The 20,691-nt window shown below is 74.4% G+C and carries 17 protein-coding genes and 1 pseudogene; 11 read left to right on the top strand and 7 right to left on the bottom strand.

Going from position 1 to position 20,691, the window contains the following annotated elements; all coding sequences use genetic code 11:
* Window positions 1-129: 129 nt before the first annotated feature.
* Complete coding sequence (locus tag ACQ9ZG_RS02595; RefSeq protein WP_028418877.1) at window positions 130-540, top strand: Fur family transcriptional regulator; 411 nt, start codon at window positions 130-132, stop codon at window positions 538-540.
* A 62-nt stretch (window positions 541-602) separates the two neighbouring features.
* Here the strand turns inward: ACQ9ZG_RS02595 and ACQ9ZG_RS02590 are convergent, their stop codons facing one another.
* Both ACQ9ZG_RS02590 and ACQ9ZG_RS02585 read right to left on the bottom strand, forming a co-directional pair.
* Window positions 603-1,793, bottom strand: a complete 1,191-nt coding sequence (locus tag ACQ9ZG_RS02590) for an amino acid deaminase/aldolase (protein WP_415738134.1) — start codon at window positions 1,791-1,793, stop codon at window positions 603-605.
* Window positions 1,790-3,136 (bottom strand): D-arabinono-1,4-lactone oxidase, encoded by a 1,347-nt coding sequence (locus ACQ9ZG_RS02585; protein WP_109917379.1) that lies wholly within the window; start codon window positions 3,134-3,136, stop codon window positions 1,790-1,792. The genes ACQ9ZG_RS02590 and ACQ9ZG_RS02585 overlap by 4 nt, the downstream gene beginning before the upstream one ends.
* 279 nt (window positions 3,137-3,415) lie before the next feature.
* Between ACQ9ZG_RS02585 and ACQ9ZG_RS02580 the strand changes: the two genes are divergently transcribed.
* Window positions 3,416-4,330 (top strand): LysR family transcriptional regulator, encoded by a 915-nt coding sequence (locus tag ACQ9ZG_RS02580; RefSeq protein ID WP_499279794.1) that lies wholly within the window; start codon window positions 3,416-3,418, stop codon window positions 4,328-4,330.
* A gap of 121 nt (window positions 4,331-4,451) precedes the next feature.
* Here the strand turns inward: ACQ9ZG_RS02580 and ACQ9ZG_RS02575 are convergent, their stop codons facing one another.
* Window positions 4,452-5,042 (bottom strand): TetR/AcrR family transcriptional regulator, encoded by a 591-nt coding sequence (locus tag ACQ9ZG_RS02575; protein ID WP_499279793.1) that lies wholly within the window; start codon window positions 5,040-5,042, stop codon window positions 4,452-4,454.
* Window positions 5,043-5,120: 78 nt separating this feature from the next.
* On the opposite strand from ACQ9ZG_RS02575, the pseudogene ACQ9ZG_RS02570 reads away from it, so the two are divergent.
* The 5 genes and pseudogenes from ACQ9ZG_RS02570 to ACQ9ZG_RS02550 all read left to right on the top strand — a co-directional run.
* A pseudogene (locus tag ACQ9ZG_RS02570) lies at window positions 5,121-6,341 on the top strand (FAD-dependent monooxygenase); the annotation flags it as partial.
* A 305-nt stretch (window positions 6,342-6,646) separates the two neighbouring features.
* Window positions 6,647-7,111: an LIC_13387 family protein gene (locus ACQ9ZG_RS02565; RefSeq protein ID WP_109914708.1), complete on the top strand. Its 465-nt coding sequence runs from the start codon at window positions 6,647-6,649 to the stop codon at window positions 7,109-7,111.
* Between the two features lie 87 nt (window positions 7,112-7,198).
* A complete protein-coding gene (locus tag ACQ9ZG_RS02560; protein ID WP_499279792.1) occupies window positions 7,199-8,476 on the top strand; it encodes a pyroglutamyl-peptidase I in 1,278 nt (425 codons plus the stop codon).
* A gap of 153 nt (window positions 8,477-8,629) precedes the next feature.
* Window positions 8,630-9,499, top strand: a complete 870-nt coding sequence (locus tag ACQ9ZG_RS02555; RefSeq protein ID WP_109916077.1) for an alpha/beta fold hydrolase — start codon at window positions 8,630-8,632, stop codon at window positions 9,497-9,499.
* Between the two features lie 93 nt (window positions 9,500-9,592).
* Complete coding sequence (locus ACQ9ZG_RS02550; RefSeq protein ID WP_084996509.1) at window positions 9,593-11,554, top strand: acyl-CoA dehydrogenase family protein; 1,962 nt, start codon at window positions 9,593-9,595, stop codon at window positions 11,552-11,554.
* Window positions 11,555-11,699: 145 nt separating this feature from the next.
* On the opposite strand, the gene ACQ9ZG_RS02545 is transcribed toward ACQ9ZG_RS02550, so the two are convergent.
* Window positions 11,700-12,305, bottom strand: a complete 606-nt coding sequence (locus tag ACQ9ZG_RS02545; RefSeq protein WP_099218569.1) for a TetR/AcrR family transcriptional regulator — start codon at window positions 12,303-12,305, stop codon at window positions 11,700-11,702.
* 93 nt (window positions 12,306-12,398) lie between these two features.
* On the opposite strand from ACQ9ZG_RS02545, the gene ACQ9ZG_RS02540 reads away from it, so the two are divergent.
* The gene (locus ACQ9ZG_RS02540; RefSeq protein WP_499281566.1) at window positions 12,399-13,427 is read left to right on the top strand and encodes an oxygenase MpaB family protein; all 1,029 of its coding nucleotides are present in this window, start codon (window positions 12,399-12,401) and stop codon (window positions 13,425-13,427) included.
* Window positions 13,428-13,696: 269 nt separating this feature from the next.
* On the opposite strand, the gene ACQ9ZG_RS02535 is transcribed toward ACQ9ZG_RS02540, so the two are convergent.
* Both ACQ9ZG_RS02535 and ACQ9ZG_RS02530 read right to left on the bottom strand, forming a co-directional pair.
* The gene (locus ACQ9ZG_RS02535) at window positions 13,697-15,478 is read right to left on the bottom strand and encodes a siderophore-interacting protein (RefSeq protein ID WP_499279788.1); all 1,782 of its coding nucleotides are present in this window, start codon (window positions 15,476-15,478) and stop codon (window positions 13,697-13,699) included.
* Complete coding sequence (locus ACQ9ZG_RS02530) at window positions 15,478-16,464, bottom strand: ABC transporter substrate-binding protein (RefSeq protein WP_109917038.1); 987 nt, start codon at window positions 16,462-16,464, stop codon at window positions 15,478-15,480. Before ACQ9ZG_RS02530 ends, ACQ9ZG_RS02535 begins: the two co-directional genes overlap by 1 nt.
* 141 nt (window positions 16,465-16,605) lie before the next feature.
* Here ACQ9ZG_RS02530 and ACQ9ZG_RS02525 point away from each other — a divergent pair, with 141 nt between their 5' ends.
* The 3 genes from ACQ9ZG_RS02525 to ACQ9ZG_RS02515 all read left to right on the top strand — a co-directional run bounded on the left by ACQ9ZG_RS02525 (window position 16,606) and on the right by ACQ9ZG_RS02515 (window position 19,542).
* Window positions 16,606-17,352 (top strand): helix-turn-helix domain-containing protein, encoded by a 747-nt coding sequence (locus ACQ9ZG_RS02525; protein ID WP_109917039.1) that lies wholly within the window; start codon window positions 16,606-16,608, stop codon window positions 17,350-17,352.
* 97 nt (window positions 17,353-17,449) lie between these two features.
* Window positions 17,450-18,511, top strand: a complete 1,062-nt coding sequence (locus tag ACQ9ZG_RS02520; RefSeq protein ID WP_499279787.1) for an iron chelate uptake ABC transporter family permease subunit — start codon at window positions 17,450-17,452, stop codon at window positions 18,509-18,511.
* Complete coding sequence (locus ACQ9ZG_RS02515; RefSeq protein ID WP_499279785.1) at window positions 18,508-19,542, top strand: FecCD family ABC transporter permease; 1,035 nt, start codon at window positions 18,508-18,510, stop codon at window positions 19,540-19,542. The genes ACQ9ZG_RS02520 and ACQ9ZG_RS02515 overlap by 4 nt, the downstream gene beginning before the upstream one ends.
* A gap of 51 nt (window positions 19,543-19,593) precedes the next feature.
* On the opposite strand, the gene ACQ9ZG_RS02510 is transcribed toward ACQ9ZG_RS02515, so the two are convergent.
* Window positions 19,594-20,445, bottom strand: coding sequence for a hypothetical protein (locus tag ACQ9ZG_RS02510; RefSeq protein WP_499279784.1), 852 nt, complete (start codon window positions 20,443-20,445; stop codon window positions 19,594-19,596).
* Window positions 20,446-20,691: the final 246 nt, after the last annotated feature.

The following is a 20,691-nucleotide window of genomic DNA, read 5'->3' as shown; positions in this document are numbered from 1 at the left end:
TCCTACAATGGACATCGTCTAAGTCAAGAAGCGCACTAAGTATAGCGATCGGGTGCGGCGCCGTGGGATCCTTCCGCGCATCGCATGTCCCGAAACGAAGCCCTCCGTGAAACGAAGCAGGTGAATCGAGTGAGCGACCTCCTTCAGCGGCTGCGGGGCCGTGGCTGGCGGCTGACCTCCCAGCGGCGTGTCGTCGCGGAGGTCCTCGACGGCGACCATGTGCACCTCACGGCGGACGAGGTGCATGTACGGGCCGCCACGAGGCTTCCCGAGATCTCCCGCGCCACCGTCTACAACACGCTGGGGGAACTGGTCGCGCTCGGAGAGGTGCTGGAGGTCTCCACCGTCGGCCGCGCCAAGCGCTACGACCCGAACGCGCGCCGCCCCCACCAGCACCTGGTCTGCTCCGGCTGCGGCACGGTCCGCGACGTCCACCCGGCGGGCGACGCCCTCGGTGATCTGCCCGAGTCCGAGCGGTTCGGCTTCACCGTCGGCTCGGTGGAGATGACGTACCGAGGCCTCTGCCCGGCCTGCGCCTGAGCGGGCCGACGTCCGGGCGGGCCACGTCTCTGCGGCACGGCCCGCCCGAAAGAATTCTCCCGCTACAGCAGTGCCCGGCCCTCGCCCCGATAGGTGGGCAGGACGTCGACGACGCGGTCGCCGTCCACCAGATGGAGCGCATTGACGCGCTCGCACAGCTCCCCGGCCTTGGTGTGCCGGAACCAGACCCGGTCACCGATGGCCAGCCCTGCCGCCCCCGGACCGGTCAGCGGCGTCTGGACCTCGCCCGCGCCCTCCAGCCGGGTCAGCCGCAGGCCCGGCGGCCAGACCGGGGTGGGGAGCCGGTCGTCCCCCGCCGCGCCCGAGGCGGGCCAGCCACCCCCGAGCACGGTCGCGCGGGCGGCGGACGGGCGCCGGACGACGGACTGGACGAAGAACGCCGCGGGCCGGGGCCGGAATCCCCGATAGGTGTCGAAGAGGGTCGGCGCGTACAGGCCCGACCCGGCGCCCAGTTCGGTGACGGCGGCCTCGGCGGCGGTGGACTCCAGGCTGCCGGTGCCGCCGCCGTTGACGAACTCCAGCGGCGCCACCTCCCGTACGGCCGCGACCACCGCCGCACGACGGAGCCGAAGTTCCCGCCGGGAGACCCCCTGCAGCGCCCGGATCGCCGCACGCCGCAGCGGTGCGCCGGGGGCGTTGTCACCGACTCCGGCGATCTGGGCCTCGTACGCCATCACCCCGACCAGCCGCAGGCCGGGGCGCGCGACCACCGCCCGCGCGAGATCCCGGGCCTGGGCGGGTGTGTGCAGCGGGGACCGGTGCGTGCCGAAGTGCAGCCTGCCGCCGAGGGCGGTGAGCGAGGCGTCGAGATCGAGACAGACCCGCAGGGGCTGCCCGCCCGCGTCGGCGGCCGCGGCTATCCGGTCCAGGTGTGCCGGGCAGTCGGCCATCACGGTGACCCGGGCCGCGAGCGCCGGCTCGGCCGCCAGCCGGCGCAGGGCGTCGTCGTCGGCGGTCGGGTAGCCCACCAGTACGTCGTCGAACTCCTCGGCGAGCCAGAGGGCTTCGGGCAGCGTGAAGGCGAGGACGCCCGCGAAGCCGGGCAGGGCGAGCACCGAGCGGAGGACGGGCCGGCACCGTACCGACTTGCTGGCGACCCGGATCGGCCGGCCCCCGGCCCGGCGGCGCATGGACTCCGCGTTGTGGTGGAGGGCCCGCAGGTCCAGCACCGCGAACGGTGGCCGGATCTCGCGGGTGGCCCGATCGAGGGCGGCGTAGTCGACGGTGTTCACGGGCGGTCGGCCCTTCCGGTACGGGGGCGGGCGGGCGACGCACCGACCGGGCCGAGGACGCGGGCCACGTAGTCGTTGGTGAACACGCCGTCCGGGTCGAGGCGGGCCCGTACGGCCTGGAACTCCTGCCAGCCGGGGTAGCGGGGGGCCAGCGTGCCGGAGGTCTGGAAGTGGCGCTTGCCCCAGTGCGGGCGGCCCCCGTACTCGTCCATGATGGCTTCGACGGCGCGGAAGAACGCCTCGTACGCGGCCCGTGCGACCTGGTGGACGGCGAGGTAGGCGGTGTCGCGGCCGTACGCGGTGGAGAGGAAGGCGTCGTCGGGTGCGGTGAACCGCAGCTCGATCGGGAACAGCACGGGCAGCCGCCGGTCGACGATCAGCGCCCGGACCCGCTCCAGCGCCTCGGCGGCGTGGACGCGCGGGATCGCGTACTCCATCTCCGTGAAGCGGACCCGCCGCCGGTGCGCGTAGACCCGGTGGCTGTCGTCGAGCTGCTCGTACCGGCCGACCGCACCGGTGACGGCCCGGGCGATCCGGGGCGTCGCACGGGGGAAGAGGCGGCCCAGGTGGCAGGCGGCGCCCAGGCCCGCGTTGCTGAGCACGTCGTCGTTCCACCACGCGGCGACCCGGCCGGGCGGAGCCGCGGGGCGGTCGGTGCGGCGCGAGGCGTAGGTCAGGACCTGGTCCGTGTGCGGCAGCGCCATCACCTCGAAGTGGTCGTACGCGGCCACGAGCGCGTCCAGACCGGCCAGCACCTCGCCCACCGGGCGCAGCTCGTCCACCCGGTGGATGCGGAACGCGGGGACGCAGCGCAGCGTGTACTCGGAGATCACACCGAGCGCCCCGAGCGAGACCCGCGCCGCCCGCCAGGCGTCCGGGTCGCCCGCCTCGTCGATCTCGACGACCTCACCGGTGGCGGTGACCAGCCGGCAGCCGACGACATTGGCCGACAGATTGGGGAAGCGCTCCCCGGTGCCGTGGGTGGCGGTGGCCATCGCCCCGGCGAGGGACTGGGTGTCGATGTCGCCCTGGTTCTCCAGCGCCAGCCCGTGCCGGTGGAGTTCGGCGGTCAGGCGGTGCAGCTTGATGCCGGCCTCGACCCGCACCAGGCCGGTCGCCCGGTCGACGTCGAGGACGCGCCCCATGCCGCTCTGGTCCACCATGACGCCGTCGGTGAGGCAGGTGTCGGTGAACGAGTGCCCGCTGCCCACGGGCCGGACCCGCAGACCGTCCCGGGCCGCGCGGACGAGCGCCTCGCTCAACTGCTCCTCGCTCTCGGGGCGTTCGACGCGGACGGGGGAACAGCTCTGCTGGCGAGCCCAGTTGCGCCACTTCTCCGCCACTACGGTCTCCTTCGTTCGCGGTGATCGAGGTGTTCCAGGTGCTTGAGGTGCTTGAGGTGCTTGAGGTGCCTGAGGTGCTTGACGTGTCTGAGGTGCTCGTTTCGAGGCCTTGGGCGGCTCGGCTCGCCCGGCGTGGACGAGGTGCCGAGGCGAACGCGGGGACCGGGCCCGGTGCGCTGTCGTCGAAGCCCGTCCGCGTCCTGGGGCGACCGTAGGGGCGCCCGCGTCCCGGAGGGAAACAACGAATCGGGTGTGCGTCTACCATCAGAAGTTGTGGATGTGGCCACGCAGAAACTCCGGAACTTCGTCGTCGTGGCGGAAGAGCTGAACCTCAGCCGGGCGGCACCCCGTCTCTTCGTCACCCAGCAGGCGCTCAGCAAGCAGCTCCGCGACCTTGAGGAGGCCGTCGGCGTGCGGCTGCTGGACCGCTCCACGCGCCGGATGGCGCTGACCCCGGCCGGGGAGGCGTTCCTGGCCTCGGTCAGGGAGGCGCTCGCCGTGCTGGACGCCGGGGTGGCCGCGGCGCGGAGCGCGAGCCCGGGCGGCACGGTGCGGCTGGGGTTCCTCATGGGCGGTGCGCTGGAGCTGACCACGCCGATCCTGGCCGCGTTCTCGGCGCGGTGCCCGGAGGTCGGGCTGGAGCTGCGCGAAACCGGCCTCGCCGACCCCTCCGCCGGGCTGGCCGACGGCTCCTCGGACGTCGCGATCGTCCGGCTCCCGCTCGCCCTGCCCGATCTCGACGTGCTGCCGCTGTTCGTGGAGCCCCTGGTCGTCGCGTTGCCGCCGCACCACCGGCTGGCCGGGCGCGCGAGTCTCACCGCCGAGGACGTGGTCGACGAACCGCTGGCCGTCGGCCGTACCGACGACGCGGTCTGGCGGAGCTACTGGACCCTGGACGAACAGCGCGGCGGCCGCCCGCCCGGCCTCGTCCGGGAGACCACCACCCACACCGAGGAGCTGCAGCTCGTCGCCGCCGGCCTGGCCTGCTCGATCACGGTGGCCGGCGCCCGGCGCCACACCCCGCTCGCGGGCGTACGGTACGTCCCGCTCACCGGGGTCCCCGGTTCCACGGTGGCCGTCGCCCGGCGGCGGGGGCACGGCGGCCCGGACGTGGAGCGGTTCGTGGCCGTCGCCCGGGAGGTACGTGACCGGGAGCGCGCCATCGTGCGCGCCATCGAGGCCCCGCTGGACTGATCGCGGCCCCGTCGGCCCGGGAGCGCTCTCTCGGTCCGGGGGCGTCCTGTCGATCCGCGAGCGCCCTGTCGGTTCGGCCGTCCCCGGGGTGCCCGCGCGCCCCGGGGGTGTTCCCGTGCCCTCAGGGGGCGAGCAGGGCGGTGAGCATCCTCCGTACGGCCAGGGTCAGTTCGGCCGGGTCCGGTGCCGGGCGGCTCGCGGCCGGGGCCCCGGCGAGGCGGTCGTACAGCAGGCCGTCGGTCCAGGCGACGAGCAGGTCCGCCGCCTGTTCCGCATCGGGGGCGCCGAGCGAGGCCAGCAGCGCGGCGGCCCTGGCGCGTGCGGCACGCCCGCCGGTCTCCAGGCCGGCGCGGAGTTCTGGGCGGCGGGTCGCCTCCAGGCTCAGTTCGAAGCGGGCCAGCTGTCGCTCGCGTCCCGTGGTCAGCCAGTGGTGCAGCAGCGCGGCGAGGGCCTCGGCGGCGGAGTCCGGGTCCGGGGTGCCGTGCTCCTCCTCCCAGCGGTCCACGTCGGTGACCGTCAGTGCGGCCAGGCGGAGGTAACAGGCGCTGATCAGGGCGGATCGCGTGCGGAAGTAGTACGACGTGCTGCCGGCGGGCAGCCCCGCCGCCGTGTCGACCGCGCGATGGGTCAGGCCGCGCAGGCCCGCGGCGGCCACGGTGGCGATGGCGGTGTCGGCGATCAGGTCCCGGCGGTCGGGGAGGGGAGCAGGCATGGTTCGCACTCTATAGGTGTAGAGTGCGGAGCGTGATCCTCTACAGATGTAGAGGGCGTGCGTGGGGAGGCGTTCCTGATGGGTGTTCGTCATGCTGTCGTGGCCGGGGGCGGGATCGGGGGCCTGACGGCCGCGGTGGCGCTGAGCCGTCGCGGGTGGCGGGTGACCGTGTGCGAGCGGGCTCCCGCCCTCACGGGGATCGGCGCGGGTATCGTGCTCGCCCCCAACGCCCTGCGCGCCCTGCACTCGATCGGCCTGGGGCCCGCGGTCTCGGAGGGCGAGCCCCTGGCCGGTGCGCTCGGCCTCCGTACCCCCGACGGCGCGTGGCTCAGCCGGACCGGCGCCGCGGCCTCCCGCTACGCGTTTCCCGCCCGCGCCGTGCACCGCGGCTTCCTGATCGACGCCCTCGCCACCGCCCTGCCGCCCGGCGCACTGCGCCTGGGCGTCTCGGTGAGCGGGGTGGACGACGACGGCGACGCGGTGGTGGCGGTGACATCGGCGGGGGAGCTGCGTGCGGATGCCGTCGTGGCGGCCGACGGGCTGCGCAGCGTGCTCCGGAGGCAGCTCTTCCCCCGGCACCCCGGTCCGCGCTACGCCGGAGAGACCGGCTGGCGGGCGGTGCTGTCCGGGGCCGGCCTGCCCGCGCTGCCGGCGGCCGAGACGTGGGGGAGAGGGGAGCGGTTCGGGATCGTCCCCCTCGTCGACGGCCGGGTCTATGTGTACGCGACCGCCGTCACCGGGCCCGGTGAGCGGCCGGCCGACCATCTCGCGGAGCTGATCCGGCGCTTCGGCACCTGGCACGACCCGATCCCCGCACTGCTGGCCCGCCTTGAGCAGTCGCAACGGCACGGCCCCGGTCCCGGTCCCGGCCCCGTGGGCATCCTCCACCACGACTTCTACGAACTGGCCGCGCCTCCGCCCCGGTTCCACTCCGGCCGGGTGGCCCTGCTCGGTGACGCCGCCCACGCCATGACGCCGAACCTGGGCCAGGGCGGCTGCCAGGCCATCGAGGACGCGGTCGTGCTGGCGCACCTCCTCGCGGGCGACGCCGCCGTACCGGCCGCGCTCGCCGCCTACACCGAGGCCCGGCGCGGGCGCACCACCCGGATCAGCCGCCGCTCCCGGCGCATGGGGGACCTCGCCCGGCTCTCCCATCCGGTGGCCGTCTCCGTCCGCAACTTCGCCGTACGGGCCACGCCCTCGGCGCTCACCACGAAAGGGCTGGACACCCTCCTCGGCTGGCAGCCCCCACCGGGCCCAGGCCCGGCGTCGGGTACGGCCACGGCGTCCGGTCCGGACCCGACACCCGGTCCGGCCATGGCACCCTGCCCGGCCACGGCATCCGCTTTGGCCGCGCGCCTGACCCCGCGATCCGGCCCGGACCCGCGATCCGGCCCGGACCCGCGATCCGGCCCGGACCCGACGCCCGGTTCGGACCCGGCACCCGGTTCGCCCGAGCGCCCGGCCCAGAGATCCGGCCCGGACCCGACGCCCGGCACAGCCCCGGCACCCCGCCCAGACCCAGCCCCGACATCAGGCCCGGCCGCGTCCCCGACACCCGCCCTGACCTCCCACCCGTCCGTCGACACCGAGGAGCAGCAGCCATGACCACCGCGACCCCCGCCGCCCGTACCTCCGCGGGAGGCGACGCCGTGCGGCCCTTCAAGGTCGGCGCCTACGGATTCGTCGTCCTCGGGGTCGGCCACCTCGCCCTCTCCGCCGCCGCGGCCTCGGCCGCCCCGACCCCTGAGCAACGTACGGCCGACACCGCGATGCGGGAGTCCGCCTTCACCCTGCTCGGTCTGGAACGCACCACCTTCGAGGTCACCCACGGGATGAGCATCGCCATGGCCCTCTTCGCCGTCGCCTGCGGTCTGCTGATGCTCGCCGCCGTCCGGCACGCCCCCGACCTCGTCCGGCGGCGTACCGCCTTCGGCCGGATACCCCTGGCGGCCTCCCTGGCCGTCCTCGGAACGGCGGTGATCCTGCTGCCCGCGCCGCCGATCGTCGTCCTGGCCGTCACCAGCTGCGCTTTCGCCCTGTCGCTGCGGAGAGGGGCCGCGGTCTGACGTACGGGCGGGGAACCCTGCCCCATGGCGCCGCCGCCCGTCGTGCCGCGATACTGCGGGCCAACCGTTTCTGCCGAAAGGGCCCACGTGACGCACCCGTTCCCCGCAATCACCCGGCTCGGCCTCGGCGGTGTGGCGCTGGCGCTCGTCCTGGCGGGCTCCACCCTGCCCGCCACGGCGGCCCCGGCCGACGCCGTGGGTACCACCGAGCTGACCACGGTCGAGGAGCAGCGCCTCGACCGGGCCGCGCCGCAGGAGATCCTGCGCCGCAGCGGATTCGATGTCCTCGCCCCGCGCTTCGCCCGCGCCCTGGAGGGCTCGCGCACCTACGCCCAGGCGGAGCGGGAGGTCACCCGCCACGCCTCGGCGCTCTGGCGGCGGGCCGTGGACCGTGCCCAGGGACGCGGCCCGGCCGGGGGCCATCTGAGCCGGGGCGACGACCGGCCCCTGTACTGGGCCCGGCTCGCGCTCAGCGGCGAACTCCGCACATGGGCACCCCGGTTCGCCCTGGACGAGCGGCAGCGCGCGGCCCTGCGCACCGCTCTGGAGACCGCCTCGCGCGGCCAGGACGACATCCGCCACCCCGGGCCCCGGGTGAAGCGCGTGCTCGTCACCGGCTTCGACCCGTTCACGCTGGACCGGGACGTCCGGATCGGCAACCCCTCGGGCGCGAGCGCGCTCGCCCTGGACGGCACCCTCGTGCGGACCGCCGGGGGACCGGCCCGGATCGAGACCGTGGTCTTCCCCGTCCGCTGGACGGACTTCGCCGAAGGGGCCGTCGAGCGGGCCCTCGCCCGGCACCTGCCCCACCTGGACCTGTTCACCACCGTCAGCCAGGGCCGGCCGGGCCGCTTCGACGTGGAACGCACCAACGGCGCCTGGCGCGGCGGCTTCCCGGACAACGAGAACCTGTCCCGCACGGAGACCGTCCCGGTCACCGATCCCGCCTCGCAGCCGCAGTGGACCTCGACCACCCTCCCGTACCGGCTGCTCACCGAGGCGGACACGGGCCGCTTCCCGGTGTACGACAACACCCAGGTCACCGAGATCCCGGCGGGCTCCACCCAGCCGGTGACCAGGCCGGACGGCCCCACCCCGGGCTCGACCGCGCGGGCCGGGGGCGGCGGCGACTACCTCTCCAACGAGATCGCCTACCGGGCCACCCTGCTGCGCGACCGGCTGGGACTGCCCGGCCTGCCCGGCGGCCATCTGCACACGCCGGTGCTCCAGTTCGGCACGGCCAACACGGACCCGGCCACGGGCACCGTCACCGACCCGGAGTTCGAGCGCAACCGCGAGGACATCGTGCGCCAGGTACGGGCCCTGGTGGTGACGGCGGCGGGGGACCGTCCCGGCGCCTCGTGATCGCGCGCACCGGACGCCACACGGCCGCCCTCCGGGCGACGACGGCAGTTTGACGGCAGGTCCTAGGGGTGGGCGCGGCCCCGGAAGACCGGGCGGACCGTCCGGGGGACGATCCGCCGATGAGTTTTCGTGCCCGGGGCGGTCCAACCGGGTATGAAGACTCACACGCTCACCACAGCCGGCGCGGATCTCGTCTACGACGTGCGCGAGCCGCAGGCCGGAGCCGACGGGCGTCCGCCGCTGTTCATGGTCGGCGCGCCCATGGACGCCACCGGGTTCACCGCGCTCGCGGCCCGTTTCCCCGAGCGGACGGTCGTCACCTACGACCCGCGCGGACTGGGCCGCAGCACGCGCGGCGACGGACGGACCGACCACACCCCCCAGACCCAGGCCGAGGATCTGCACGCCGTGATCGGGGCGCTCGGCGGCGGTCCGGTCGAGATGTTCGCCAGCAGCGGCGGCGCGGTGACCGGGCTCGTGCTCGTGGCGCGCCACCCCGGCGACGTCTCCGTCCTGGTCGCCCACGAACCGCCGCTCCTCACCCTCACCCCGGACGGCCCCGCCGCCGTCCGGGCCCGGGCCGCCGTCCGGGAGGCGTACGAGCAGCGCGGGTGGGGGGCCGGGATGGCCGCCTTCGTCGCGATGACCTCCTGGGAGGGCGAGTTCACCGACGCCTACTTCGCCCGGCCGGCCCCCGATCCGGCCGCGTTCGGGATGCCCGCCGAGGACGACGGGTCGCGGGACGACCCGCTGCTCTCCGACCGGTCCTGGACGATCAGCGACCACCGCCCGGACGTCGCGGCCATCACGGGTGCGCCCACCCGGGTGGTGATCGCCGTGGGGCAGGAGTCCCGGGCCGTCCTGACCGGGCGCACCTCCGACGCGGTCGCGGAACTGCTCGGGCAGCGGGCCACCGTCTTCCCCAGCCACCACGGCGGCTTCCTGGACGGGGAGTTCGGCTACCCGGGCAAGCCCGACGAGTTCGCCCACCGCTTGCGCGAGGTGCTCGACGGCGTCGCCTAGGGCCGCGGCGGGCCCGTGGGCAGCCGGGGCGTGCCCGGCCGTACGTACCCCGTCCGACCGAGTGATCGTTCCCGGGCGGGGTAGCGAACGGATATGACCACTGACAGAACAGCCCCCGCTCCCGACGGATACGTGCAGCCGCAGCTCGACGTCCCGGCCCTGACCGGGCTGCTCGACGGCGAGTACGCCGAGGTCCGCGACCTGGTCCGCACCAACCTGGTGACGTACGCCTCCGTCCTGGAGGAGGCCGAGGAACTCGGCATCGACGCGTTCCGCGAGCGGGTGCGCGAGCTGGTGGTCGCGATGGCGGCGACGGGGCAGACAGGCATGGGCTTCCCCAAGGAGTACGGCGGGGGCGGCGACGTCGGGGCCTCGATCGCCGCCTTCGAGACGCTCGCCTACGGTGATCTGTCGGTGCTGGTCAAGGTCGGCGTGCAGTTCGGGCTCTTCGGCGGCGCGATCCTCCACCTGGGCACCGAACGCCACCACGACGCCTATCTCCCCCGCCTGATCACCGGGGAGCTGATGGGCTGCTTCGCGATGACCGAGACCGGGCACGGCTCCAATGTGCAGGCGCTCGGCACCGTCGCGCGGTACGACGCCGCCACGGGGGAGTTCGTCATCACCACCGAGGGCGAGCAGGCCCGCAAGGACTACATCGGCAACGCCGCCCGCCACGGCGAGCTGGCCGTCGTCTTCGCCCAGCTGGAGGTCGGCGGCACGTCCGAGGGCGTCCACGCCTTCGTCGTACCGATCCGGGTCGGCGGCGAGCCCGCGCCCGGCGTCGGCATCGAGGACGACGGCCGCAAGATGGGCCTCAACGGCGTGGACAACGGGCGCATCCGCTTCGACGGGGTGCGCGTGCCCCGGGAGGCGCTGCTCAACCGGTTCGCGGACGTCACCCCCGACGGCGTCTACGAGAGCACGATCGACAACCCCGACCGCCGCTTCTTCACCATGCTCGGCACCCTCGTCCAGGGCCGGGTCAGCGTCGGCGGGGCCGGGGTGAGCGCGTCCAAGGTCGCCCTCGCCGTCGCCACCCGGTACGCCCTGCGGCGGCGCCAGTTCGCGGCCGGCTCCGGGGGCGAGGAGCAACTGCTCCTGGACTACGGGCTGCACCAGCGCCGGCTGCTGCCGCTCATCGCCCGTACGTACGCACTGCACTTCGCCCAGGACGTCGTCCGGGGCCAGCTGCACGACGTCTTCTCCGGCGTCGAGGACGACCCACAGGCCCGGCGCCGGCTGGAGGCCCGGGCCGCCGGGACGAAGGCGCTCGGCACCTGGCACGCCACCCGGACCATCCAGGAGTGCCGCGAGGCCTGCGGCGGCGCGGGCTATCTCGCCGTCAACCGGTTCGCCGCCCTCAAGGCCGACAGCGACATCTTCACCACCTTCGAGGGCGACAACCACGTCCTGCTCCAGCTCGTCGCCAAGGGACTGCTGACGGACTACGCCAGCGAGTTCGAGGACCTGGACCAGCTCGGCATGGTCCGCTACGTCACCAACCTCGCCGTCGAGACGGTCATCGAGAAGACCTCGGCCCACAAGCTGCTCGAACGGGTACGGGATCTGCTCCCCGGCGGCGACGAGTGGGACCAGGAGGCCGGTCTGCTCGACTCCGAGTACCAGCTCGCCATGGTCCGCTACCGGGAGGAGCACATGCTCGCCGGGGTGGCCCGCAGGCTCAAGAGCGGCATCGACCGCGAGCGCGACGCGGGCGCGGTCTTCTCCGAGGTGCAGGACCACGTCATCGCCGTCGCCCACGCGCATGTCGAGCGGCTGGTGCTGGAGGCGTTCGTCGAGAAGATGCGGACGCTGCCCGAGGGCGGCAACAAGGTCGCGCTCGGCCTGCTCTGCGACCTCTTCGCCCTGTCGACGATCGAGGCGGACCGGGCGTGGTTCATGGAGCACGGCCGGCTCACCGTCCAGCGCTCCAAGGCCATCACCCGCGAGGTGAACGACCTCTGCCGCAAGATCCGGCCCCTCGCGGGGGACCTCGTCGACGCCTGGGGCATCCCGGCCGAGATGCTGCGCGCCCCGGACCTGGTGGGCTGATCCGCCGCTCTCCGTGCCGCTCCCGGGGTGACGTCACCGCTCCTGGACCGGCTCCCGGGGCGGCGCCACTGTTCCCGGGTGACGTCACTGTTCCGGGGGGACGTCGCTGTTCCCCCGGGTGACGCCACTGCCCCTGGGTGAGACGTCACCGCTCCGGGGGTGAGGTCGCCGCCAGCACCAGCTGCACGCAGTGCGCCTCCAGCCGCTCGCGCGGGACGTCGAGCGTGCCGTGCAGCCATCCCGCGAAGAGACTCGCCAGGCCGCCCACCAGCGCGTGGGCGGCCATACGGCGGTCGACGCCGTCCCCCGTACCGGCGAGCTGACCGCCGACGAGATCGGTGAAGACCGGCATCAGCCGGTGGCTGTGGGCCCCGAGCGCCGGGTCCGCGAAGGGCTCCAGGAGCAGCAGCCGGCCCTTGTGCGGGGCGTCGAGGACCAGGGCGACGAAGGCGGCGACGGCGGCCCGGGCCCGGACCTCCGGCTCCGGGGCGCTCACCGCCACGGCCTCCTCCAGCGCCCTCCTGGCCTCGTCCGCCACCCGCTCGAAGGCGGCGAGGAGCAGTTCGTCGCGCCCGGCGAAGCTCTCGTAGAAGTAGCGGTCCGTCAGCCGCGCCCGCCTGCAGACGGAACGGACCGTGACGGCCGCGCACCCCTCCTCCCCGGCCAGGTGCTCGGCGGTGTCCAGCAGCGCCTGCCGGCGGGCCGCGCGACGATCGGCAAGCCTGGTCCCGCCCCAGCTCCGCTCGGCCAACTCGCCTTCCCTTCCACGTTGTTGCCCGCCAGCCCATTGACGACAGGTGTCCTCACATTTTAACGTTCCAAGTGATGACAGGTGTCCTCAGAAGTGGAGGCGCACGTGGAACCATCAGTCCATGCCCCCGACCCGCACGGCCCGGACCCGCACGGCCGGGGCCCGTCCGGTCCGGCCCCGGCGGATCCGCCGCCGGCCCCGACCGGACCGCGAACCGTCGAACCCCTCGGCCCCGACTCCCTCACCTGGCGCTGGTTCGGTGACTGGCGGGGGCTCCTCCTCGCTCCCTGGGCCGGGTCGATGCAGAACATGCACCCCGAGCTGGGCGCGGGCGTCGCCGAGCACTCGCGCTTCTTCGAGGAGCGGTGGGAGCGTCTCTTCCGCTCGCTCTACCCCATCGGCGGAGTCGTGTACGACGGCCCGCTCGCCGCCCGTACGGCCCGTGAAGTCCGCGGCTACCACGCCTCGATCAGCGGCATCGACGAGCGCGGCCGTCCCTACCACGCGCTCAACCCGGGAACGTTCTACTGGGCGCACGCCACGTTCTTCATGCTGACCGTGCGGATGGCCGAGTGCTTCGGCGGCGGCCTCACCGAGGCCCAGCGGCACACCCTCTTCGACGAGCACGTGCGCTGGTACGCGCTGTACGGGCTCTCCATGAAGCCCGTCCCCGGCAGCTGGGAGGAGTTCCAGCGGTACTGGGACCACATGTGCGCCCACGTCCTGGAGGACAACCGGCCGACCCGGGACGTCCTGAACATGCGCCGGATCGCCCGGCCGCCCGTCCTGCGCCGACTGCCGCAACCGCTGTGGGCCGTCCTCCGGTTCCCGATGGTGCGGCTGACGCTGTGGATCACGGTCGGCCTCTACCCGCAGGCGGTACGGGACCGTCTCGGGCTGCGCTGGACGCCCCGGGACGAACGGCTGCTGGCCGCGCTCGGGTGGCTGGTGCACCACCTCTGGCGCCGCGTGCCCGAGCGGTACCGCTACCACCCGCGCGCCCGTGCGGGGTGGGACCGCGAGCGGGGCCGCCCGGTGACCGGCCCGGTGGAGACCCCCGCCCGCAACCTGCCGCCGGAGGAGCGGCGGGGGCTCCCGCAGCACTACGTACCGGGGACGTGACGGGGCGGGTCCTGGCCGGGCGGCTGGGGGCGGGCTCCGGGCCGTCGGTGCGGGCGGGGCCGCGAGGGGGCAGACCCCGGGCGGGGCCCTGGTGAGACCCCGGGCAGGGCCCGACCGGCCCCGGGGCATGGCCCGCCCGCGGCTTCGCCCCGACCGCCGCCTCCGGGCTCCCCTTGCGACCTCGCCCCGGTCCTCCGCTTGCGCCCGCCGCCTCCGGGCCTCCGCCCGCGACCTCGCCCCGGGCCCCCGCCTCGCCCTCCGCCCCCGGATCACCCCCGCCGCAGCACCGTGGCCTCCGTGCCCCAGCCCAGCGCGACCGTCCGCTCGACCGCCCAGCCCGACCGCTCGGCCAGCGCGGCGAGCGCGGCCGAGTCGCGCAGCGGGCTGCCGGTCGCGGCGTACGCGTGCAGCCCCGCCTCGGCCGCGTGCGGGCTCAGGCCGTCCGGGCGGGAGGCCTCGACGAGCACCGCCGTCCCGGTCCAGCCGGCGAGACGGGTGAGCAGCAGGACGGCCTCCTCGTCGGTGCGGTGGGCCAGCGCCTTCGCGGCCACGGCGACATCGGCGGGCCCGGCCGTCCACTCGACGCGGTCCGGTGAGGTGACGTGCGCGCGCAGGACCGCCGCCGGGGTGGCGTCCTCCGCGACCCGCAGCCGCGGCCGCAGCTCCGCGTCGGCGAGGGCGGCCACCACCGAGGCGCTGCCCGGGCCGGTCAGGAGACAGCTCCCGACGCCCTCCCAGAGCGGATCGGCCGTCAGGCCGCCGAGCAGGAACACCAACTGCTCGCACTCCTCGACCAGTTCGCCGTAGCGCTCCGCGTCGCCCGACACCGTCTCGTGCAGTGTGGTCCCCGAGGCGAGACGCCAGGGGGAGGAGCCGCCCCGGAGCGCGGGGGCGAGGTGGGTGAGGGCGAGCAGCAGCTCGGCCTCGTGGCCGGTGTACTCCTCGCGCTCGTGCTCGTCCAGCAGCTCCTCGCCCGCCGTGCCCAGGCGCAGCCCGGACGCACCGTCGTCGTCGCCGACGACCACGTCGTAGGCGGCCAGCACCGGCAGCAGGACGCCGATCCCCGCTGCGGGCACCCCCAGCCGGGCCGCCAGCGCACCGGCCGTCAGACCCGGTGCGTCGGCCACCGTGTCCACGACACCGAGCCGCACCGCCGCCCGTACGGCCAGCCACGGCAGCGGCGAGGGGACCGGACCGGCGGCGGAAGCCCGTGCCGCGGCCTCGGCCGTGCCCTCTGCCTCCGTTCCGGCGGGGGAGTCCTCCCGGTGCCAGTAACCCGTGATGTTCAGCTGGCCCTTGGGCAGCCTCCGCTCCCGCTGGAGGTACCGGCGTACGGGAAGCAGCGCCCGGCTCTCCGCCGCCGCCCAGACGTACCCCTCGCCCTCCGGCACCGGCAGCGCCCGCACGGCGGCGTCCAGGGCCGCCGCGTCACCCGGCTCCGCGACCACCCAGGTGACCGTGTCGCCGTCGCGCAGGGCGAGTTCCTGGCGGGCGGAGGCGTCGGAGACGGTCACCAGGACGTGCGCCGGGGCGTTGACGGGGCGCTCGTCCAGGAAGCGGCCGATCGCGGGCAGTGCCGTCTCGTCCCCGACGAGCTGGATGCAGTCAAGCCGTTCCGGCAGCCGTAGCGACGACTTGGGCCCGACGAACCACAGCTCGTCGCCCTCCCGCGCCGACGCCGACCAGGCCTCCGCCGGTCCTTCTCCGTGCACCACGAAGTCGAGGTGCAGCTCTCCGGCGTCGAGGTCCACCCGGCGGGGCGTGTAGTCGCGGGTCAGCCGGTGTTCGGACGGCGTCCACTCGATGCCGTACGGCAGTTGGGCGGGCAGCGCCGCGCGGATGTCCCCGTCGGCGGCCAGGATCAGCTTGATGTGGTCGTCGAACCCGGGTGCGGCGAAGGCGGGATGGCCGGTGCCGTCCCGGGTGAACGCGGCGAGGTCGTCGCCCCCGAGGACGACCCGCCGCATCCTCGGGGTCACCTCGTGGACGCGGCGCACGGTGACCCGGCGCAGGACGAGGGGGTGCGTGGTGTACGCGCGCTGGGCGGCCATCAGGAGAACTTCTTCTCGATGATGTCGAGCAGCGCCATCGACTCGTCGTAGTCGCCGCGCAGCACCCAGTACGGCAGGTCGTAGGCGTGGTCGGTCTTGAAGGCGGGCAGCGCGCTGTAGACGGGGTTCTTCTTCAGCGTGGCGACATCGGTCGTGTCGGCGTTGAAGCCCATGACGAACACGGACGGCTGGGTGACGGTCTGGCCGGCCTTCTCGGTCGACAGCTCGAACATGTCACCGCCCTGCCCGTACACCTTGAACCCGCCGTCGGCGAAGACCGGCGCCGGTTCGATGCCGACCTTCTTCAGTTCGTTGGGCAGACCCACGCTCTCCACCAGGCCGAAGGCGGTGCCGTCGCCGGTGAAGGTGAGGTAGGAGACCGGGCCGGGCGGCGGTGTGATCGACGCCTTCACCTCCGCGATCCGCTTGTCGTAGGCGGCCACGTGCTCCTTGTAGACATCCGCCTTGCCGAAGACATCGTCCGCGAGGAACGAGAACTGGCTCCGCCAGTCTCCGAGCTTCTTGCCCACGAGCACGGTGGGGGCGATGCCCGAGAGGTCGTCGTACACCTTCTCCGCCTGGAAGAGCGGGAAGCCGATGCCACCGCCCACGATGAGGTCGGGCTTCAGGGCGAGGATCGCCTCCAGGTCGAAGCCGTCGACGCTCCAGGGCAGGAAGGTCGTGCCGTCCTCCTCGGCCTCCTTCTCCCAGTACGGGGAGAACTCGCCCTTGCCGTCCGCGTCCTCCGGGATCGTGGCGCGCACCGGCACGTCCAGGTCATAGAGGTACCCGGCGAGGGCGTGGTTGAGGACGACCACGCGCTTGGGTGCGGTCGGCACCTTCACCGTGCCGTAGTCGGTCGTGACGGTACGGGTCCCGGCAGCGGACCCCTTGTCCCCGTCGTCCGGCGAGGAGGAGGCCGAGCAGCCGGTGAGGGCCAGCGCTGTGACCAGCGCGAAGGCGAGAAGGCGGGCAGGAGCAGACATGGGACCTCATGTGACTGGGCAGGTTCGAACGTTCGAACCGGATTGGTAAGGTGAGGCTAACCTCGCTGGTACCGCCGCGCCGATCCGCGTACGACATCGCTGGTGACGGAGACGACGCGTCGCACACAACGGGAGGCACGCTTGCCGGTGACATCCCTCGGCACCGTGGTCGCGGAGAACGCCATCCGCTTCCTCGGCCACGACACCCACCAGCACGACGAACCGCACCTCGTCTACGTGGCCAGCGGCACCGCCCGGCTGACCGCCGACGGCGAGGAGTGGCGGCTCGGCCGCCACGAGGCCCTCTGGCTCGCCCCGCGCGTCCCGCACGCCCTGCGGATCGAGCCCGGCGGCATGGCGCTCGGACCCTTCCTCGACTCCGCTGACCAGCCACGATGCCGCGTCCAGCCACTTGGGGTGGTCCCCGCGATCGTCGAGGTCATGACCACCACGCTCGGCGCCGCGCCGACCACGGCGGAGCAGGTCGAGCCGTTCCGGCAGGCGCTGGGACGGGTGCTGAGAGGCATCTCCCGGCAGTACTTCCCCGTCGTCCTGCCCGCCCATCCCGCCGTACGCGCCCTCGCCCGCGAGGCCCTGCGCACCCCCGCCGAGACCCTGGAGCAGCTCTCCGTACGGCACCGGATGAGCGCCCGCCAGGTGCAGCGCGTCTTCCTGGACGAGACCGGACTGCCCTTCACACGGTGGCGCAACCGGGCCAGGATGAACGCCGCCGTCGAACACCTCCGCGGTGGAGGTGAGCTGACGGCGGCGGCCAAGGCGGCCGGATACGCGACCCGGGCCGGACTGCTGCGCGCGCTGAGCCGCGAGTCCGGAGTGCCCGTGAGCGCGCTCACCACGGATGCGGTGGGGGCGCTCGGCGGCCGCTGAAGCCATGGCCGGGCCGTACCGGTCCCACGCAGTTCACGTACGTCGATCACGCACGGCACTTCCGGCTGTCCGGTGGCGGATCGCTCAGGGAGGTCCGATGTCACAGGTGCTCACGAAGACGGCCGAGCCGCCGCCGGCCGCCCCGCCGTCGCGGCCGACGCGGCGCGGCACGCACCGGCTCCTCGGCCTGGGCGTCGCCCTCGGCGTGCTCTCCGTCGCCGTCCTCCTCAGCGTCGCGGTCGGCTCCGCGATGCTCCCCCTCGACGTGGTGTGGCAGGCGCTGACCCACACCGACGGCTCCGCCTCGCACGCCACGGTCGGCGACGCCCGCGTGGACCGTACGCTGCTCGGCGTCGTCGTCGGCGTCTCCCTGGGCGTGGCGGGGGCGCTCATCCAGGCGCTCACCCGCAACCCGCTCGCGGACCCGGGTGTGCTCGGCGTCAACGCGGGCGCGGGGTTCGCCGTCACCCTGGCCGTGGCCGGCTTCGGCGTCACCCGGATCGAGCAATATCTGCCCTTCGCCTTCGCCGGGGCCGTTGCCGGTTCGGCGCTCGTCTACCTCGCCGCGAGCGGTGGACGCGGCGGCCCCTCGCCGCTGCGGCTCACCCTCGTCGGGGTCGCCTTCACGGCGGTGCTGGCGGGCGTCTCCCAGACGCTCGCCCTCATCGATACGGAGACCTTCGACCGGATGCGGTTCTGGGGTGCGGGCACCATCACCGACCGCCCCACGGGCACCGCCGGAGACATCGTCCCCTTCGTCCTGGCCGGGCTGGTGGTCGCCCTCTGCTGTGCGCGCCCGCTCAATGCGATCGCCCTCGGTGACGACGCTGCGCGGGCGGTCGGGCTGCGGGTCGGCGCCACCCGGTGCGGGGTGGTGATCGCGGTCGCCCTGCTCTGCGGTGCGGCGACGGCCGCGGCGGGCCCCCTGATGTTCGTCGGCCTGATGGTCCCGCACGCAGTGCGTTGGCTCACCGGCCCCGACTGGCGGTGGATCCTCGCCTACTCCGCCGTCCTCGCCCCGGCCGTCGTGCTCGCCGCGGACGTTCTCGGCCGGCTGATCGTGATGCCCGCCGAACTCCCGGTCGGCGTCATGATGCCGTTCATCGGCGCGCCCGTCCTGATCCTGCTGGTCCGCGGAAGCCGGGCGAGGGAGCTGTGAACGGCGTGTACGTCCTCAGGGCCGGGATCCTGAGCCTGAAGGTGACGCGCCGCGCGGTCGCAGTCTGCGGGGTGCTGGCACTCGCGCTGGTGGCGCTGGCACTCTGGGCCTTCACCCTCGGCAGCTACCCGCTCAGCCTCGGGGAGCTGGCCGCCGTCGCGTCGGGCACGGCCGGGACCGGGGTCCGTACGGTCGTCCTGGAGTGGCGGGCGCCGCGCATCGTCGCCGCCGTCCTCTTCGGGGCCGCGCTCGCCGTGGGCGGCGCGGTCTTCCAGGCCCTCACCCGCAACCCGCTCGGCAGCCCCGACGTCATCGGCTTCACCACCGGCTCGTACACCGGCGTCGTCCTCACGCTGCTCGCGGGGGCGAGCAGCTACGCGGCGCTCGCCGCGGGCGCCCTGGCCGGGGGGCTCCTCACCGCCCTCACCGTCTACCTGCTGGCGTTCCGGCGGGGCGTACGCGGCTTCCGCCTCATCATCGTGGGCATCGCGGTCGGGGCTCTGCTCTCCTCGGTCAACACATGGTTCTCGGTGAAGGCCGACGTGGACACCGCGCTGCGCGCCGCCGTCTGGGGCGCGGGCTCCCTGAGCGCCATCGGCTGGCCCGCCGTCCTCATGTCCTCCGCCCTGCTGGCCGCCGTCGCGCTGGCCGCCCCGGTCGCCCAGCACCGGCTGCGCCGACTGGAACTGGGCGACGAGACGGCGACCACGATGGGCGTGCCGGTCGAGCGCACCAAGCTGCTGCTGGTCGTCCTCGGCGTCGCCGCGACCGCCGCGGTGACCGCAGCCGCGGGCCCCATCGCCTTCGTGGCCCTGGCCGCACCCCAGATCGCCCGCCGCCTCACCGGGCGCGGCACCTCCGTCGACCTGGCCGGCTCGGCCCTCGTCGGCGCCCTCCTGCTGCTGGGTGCCGACATCGCCGCCCAGCACGCCGTCCCGGGCGTGGTGCTGCCGACCGGCGCGGTCACCGTGTGTGTGGGCGGGGCGTATCTGCTGGTGCTGCTGGTACGGGAGTCCCGGCGCGGGCGGTAGGGGCGCCCGCGCACCCGGGTGCGCCCTCCGCGGATCCGCGGGACCGGCCCCTCAGCCGCGCCACCACGGCTCACGCACGTACAGGCTCTCCTCGCCCGTGCACCCCAGGCCGTTGGAGATCTCCCCTGTGTCCAGGTTCCAGCCCACGACACCGTTGCCCTTGCGGCCCAGCTCGATCAGGCGGTCGCTCCCGGCCCGGGTGCCGTAGGTGACCTCGCAGCGGACGATCGAGGTCCACGCCTGCCCGTCCAGCGCCGAGACGAAGCACAGAACGGGGAGCGCGACGGTGGTCAGGCCCAGCGCCACCCACTGTTCGAGGGCCGCCGCCCGGCGCAGCCCGGACGAGGGCCGGCCGCCGCCCTCGCCGCGCGCCCCGGCTGTCGTCGGCCGCCCGGCACGGTGTCCGTGCGGCCGTCGTCTGCCGGTGTGGTACTCCACCACGACGCCCTTGCGCAGCGCGTACGCGGCGAGTCCGGTGCCCAGCCCCCACCAGGGGCCGAAGAAGCACGCGACCACCACCCCCACCGCGATCGGGTTGACGACGGTCAGCGCCGCCCGCCGGACAACTGCCCGGAAACCGTCTCCCACCGGGACCGCGCCGCGCGCGGCGAACAGGGCGAACACCACCCGGGAGACCACGACGGCCAGCACGGAGGCGAGGAGCGGATCGGTGAGGACCATGCCGATCAGGACGTCCGGCCAGTTCGCGGGCTCCATGCCGACGAACACGTCACGGGCGGCGCCACCGCCCCCGACCGTGTAGGCGACCTTCGTCACCGGAACCGCGAGGACCAGCGCCAGCAGGACCGTATGCCCGGGGCCGCCCTTGAGGTCGGCGGACCGGGGCGGCTCCTCCCGGCCCGGTCCGGTGCCGCCGCTGCTCGGGCCCGCCTTCTCCGCCATGGCGCCTTCCGTAGAGGCAAGTCCGCCGACGGCGGAGACACGTGCCGTTCAGCAGTCTCCGCCGCCCGCCGCACACCGGCCACCGGCGCTACGCCGACCGGGACGCCACCGGACGACCTGCCGACATGACCTGCCGATGTTCCGAGGCCTGGAGACGTGCCCCGGAGGGGTTCGGGAGGCGCCTTGCCGGAAGTTGCCCCCGCCGTACAGCGCGTTCCTATCGGCCGGATCCTCACAGAGCCCGCA

The organism is Streptomyces araujoniae, assembly GCF_050871195.1.
GTDB lineage: Bacteria > Actinomycetota > Actinomycetes > Streptomycetales > Streptomycetaceae > Streptomyces > Streptomyces bacillaris.
The sequence above is the reverse complement of the archived record's forward strand: the minus strand, read 5'-3'. Positions and strand labels throughout refer to the sequence as shown.

Excerpts from the sequence above, each read along its gene's own strand:
- ACQ9ZG_RS02575 (WP_499279793.1), bottom strand. The coding sequence starts at position 5,042 with ATGCCTGCTCCCCTCCCCGACCGCCGGGACCTGATCGCCGACACCGCC.
- ACQ9ZG_RS02550 (WP_084996509.1), top strand. The coding sequence starts at position 9,593 with ATGACCACTGACAGAACAGCCCCCGCTCCCGACGGATACGTGCAGCCG.
- ACQ9ZG_RS02530 (WP_109917038.1), bottom strand. The coding sequence starts at position 16,464 with ATGTCTGCTCCTGCCCGCCTTCTCGCCTTCGCGCTGGTCACAGCGCTG.
- ACQ9ZG_RS02510 (WP_499279784.1), bottom strand. The coding sequence starts at position 20,445 with ATGGCGGAGAAGGCGGGCCCGAGCAGCGGCGGCACCGGACCGGGCCGG.
- ACQ9ZG_RS02565 (WP_109914708.1), top strand. The coding sequence starts at position 6,647 with ATGACCACCGCGACCCCCGCCGCCCGTACCTCCGCGGGAGGCGACGCC.
- ACQ9ZG_RS02555 (WP_109916077.1), top strand. The coding sequence starts at position 8,630 with ATGAAGACTCACACGCTCACCACAGCCGGCGCGGATCTCGTCTACGAC.
- ACQ9ZG_RS02520 (WP_499279787.1), top strand. The coding sequence starts at position 17,450 with ATGTCACAGGTGCTCACGAAGACGGCCGAGCCGCCGCCGGCCGCCCCG.
- ACQ9ZG_RS02535 (WP_499279788.1), bottom strand. The coding sequence starts at position 15,478 with ATGGCCGCCCAGCGCGCGTACACCACGCACCCCCTCGTCCTGCGCCGG.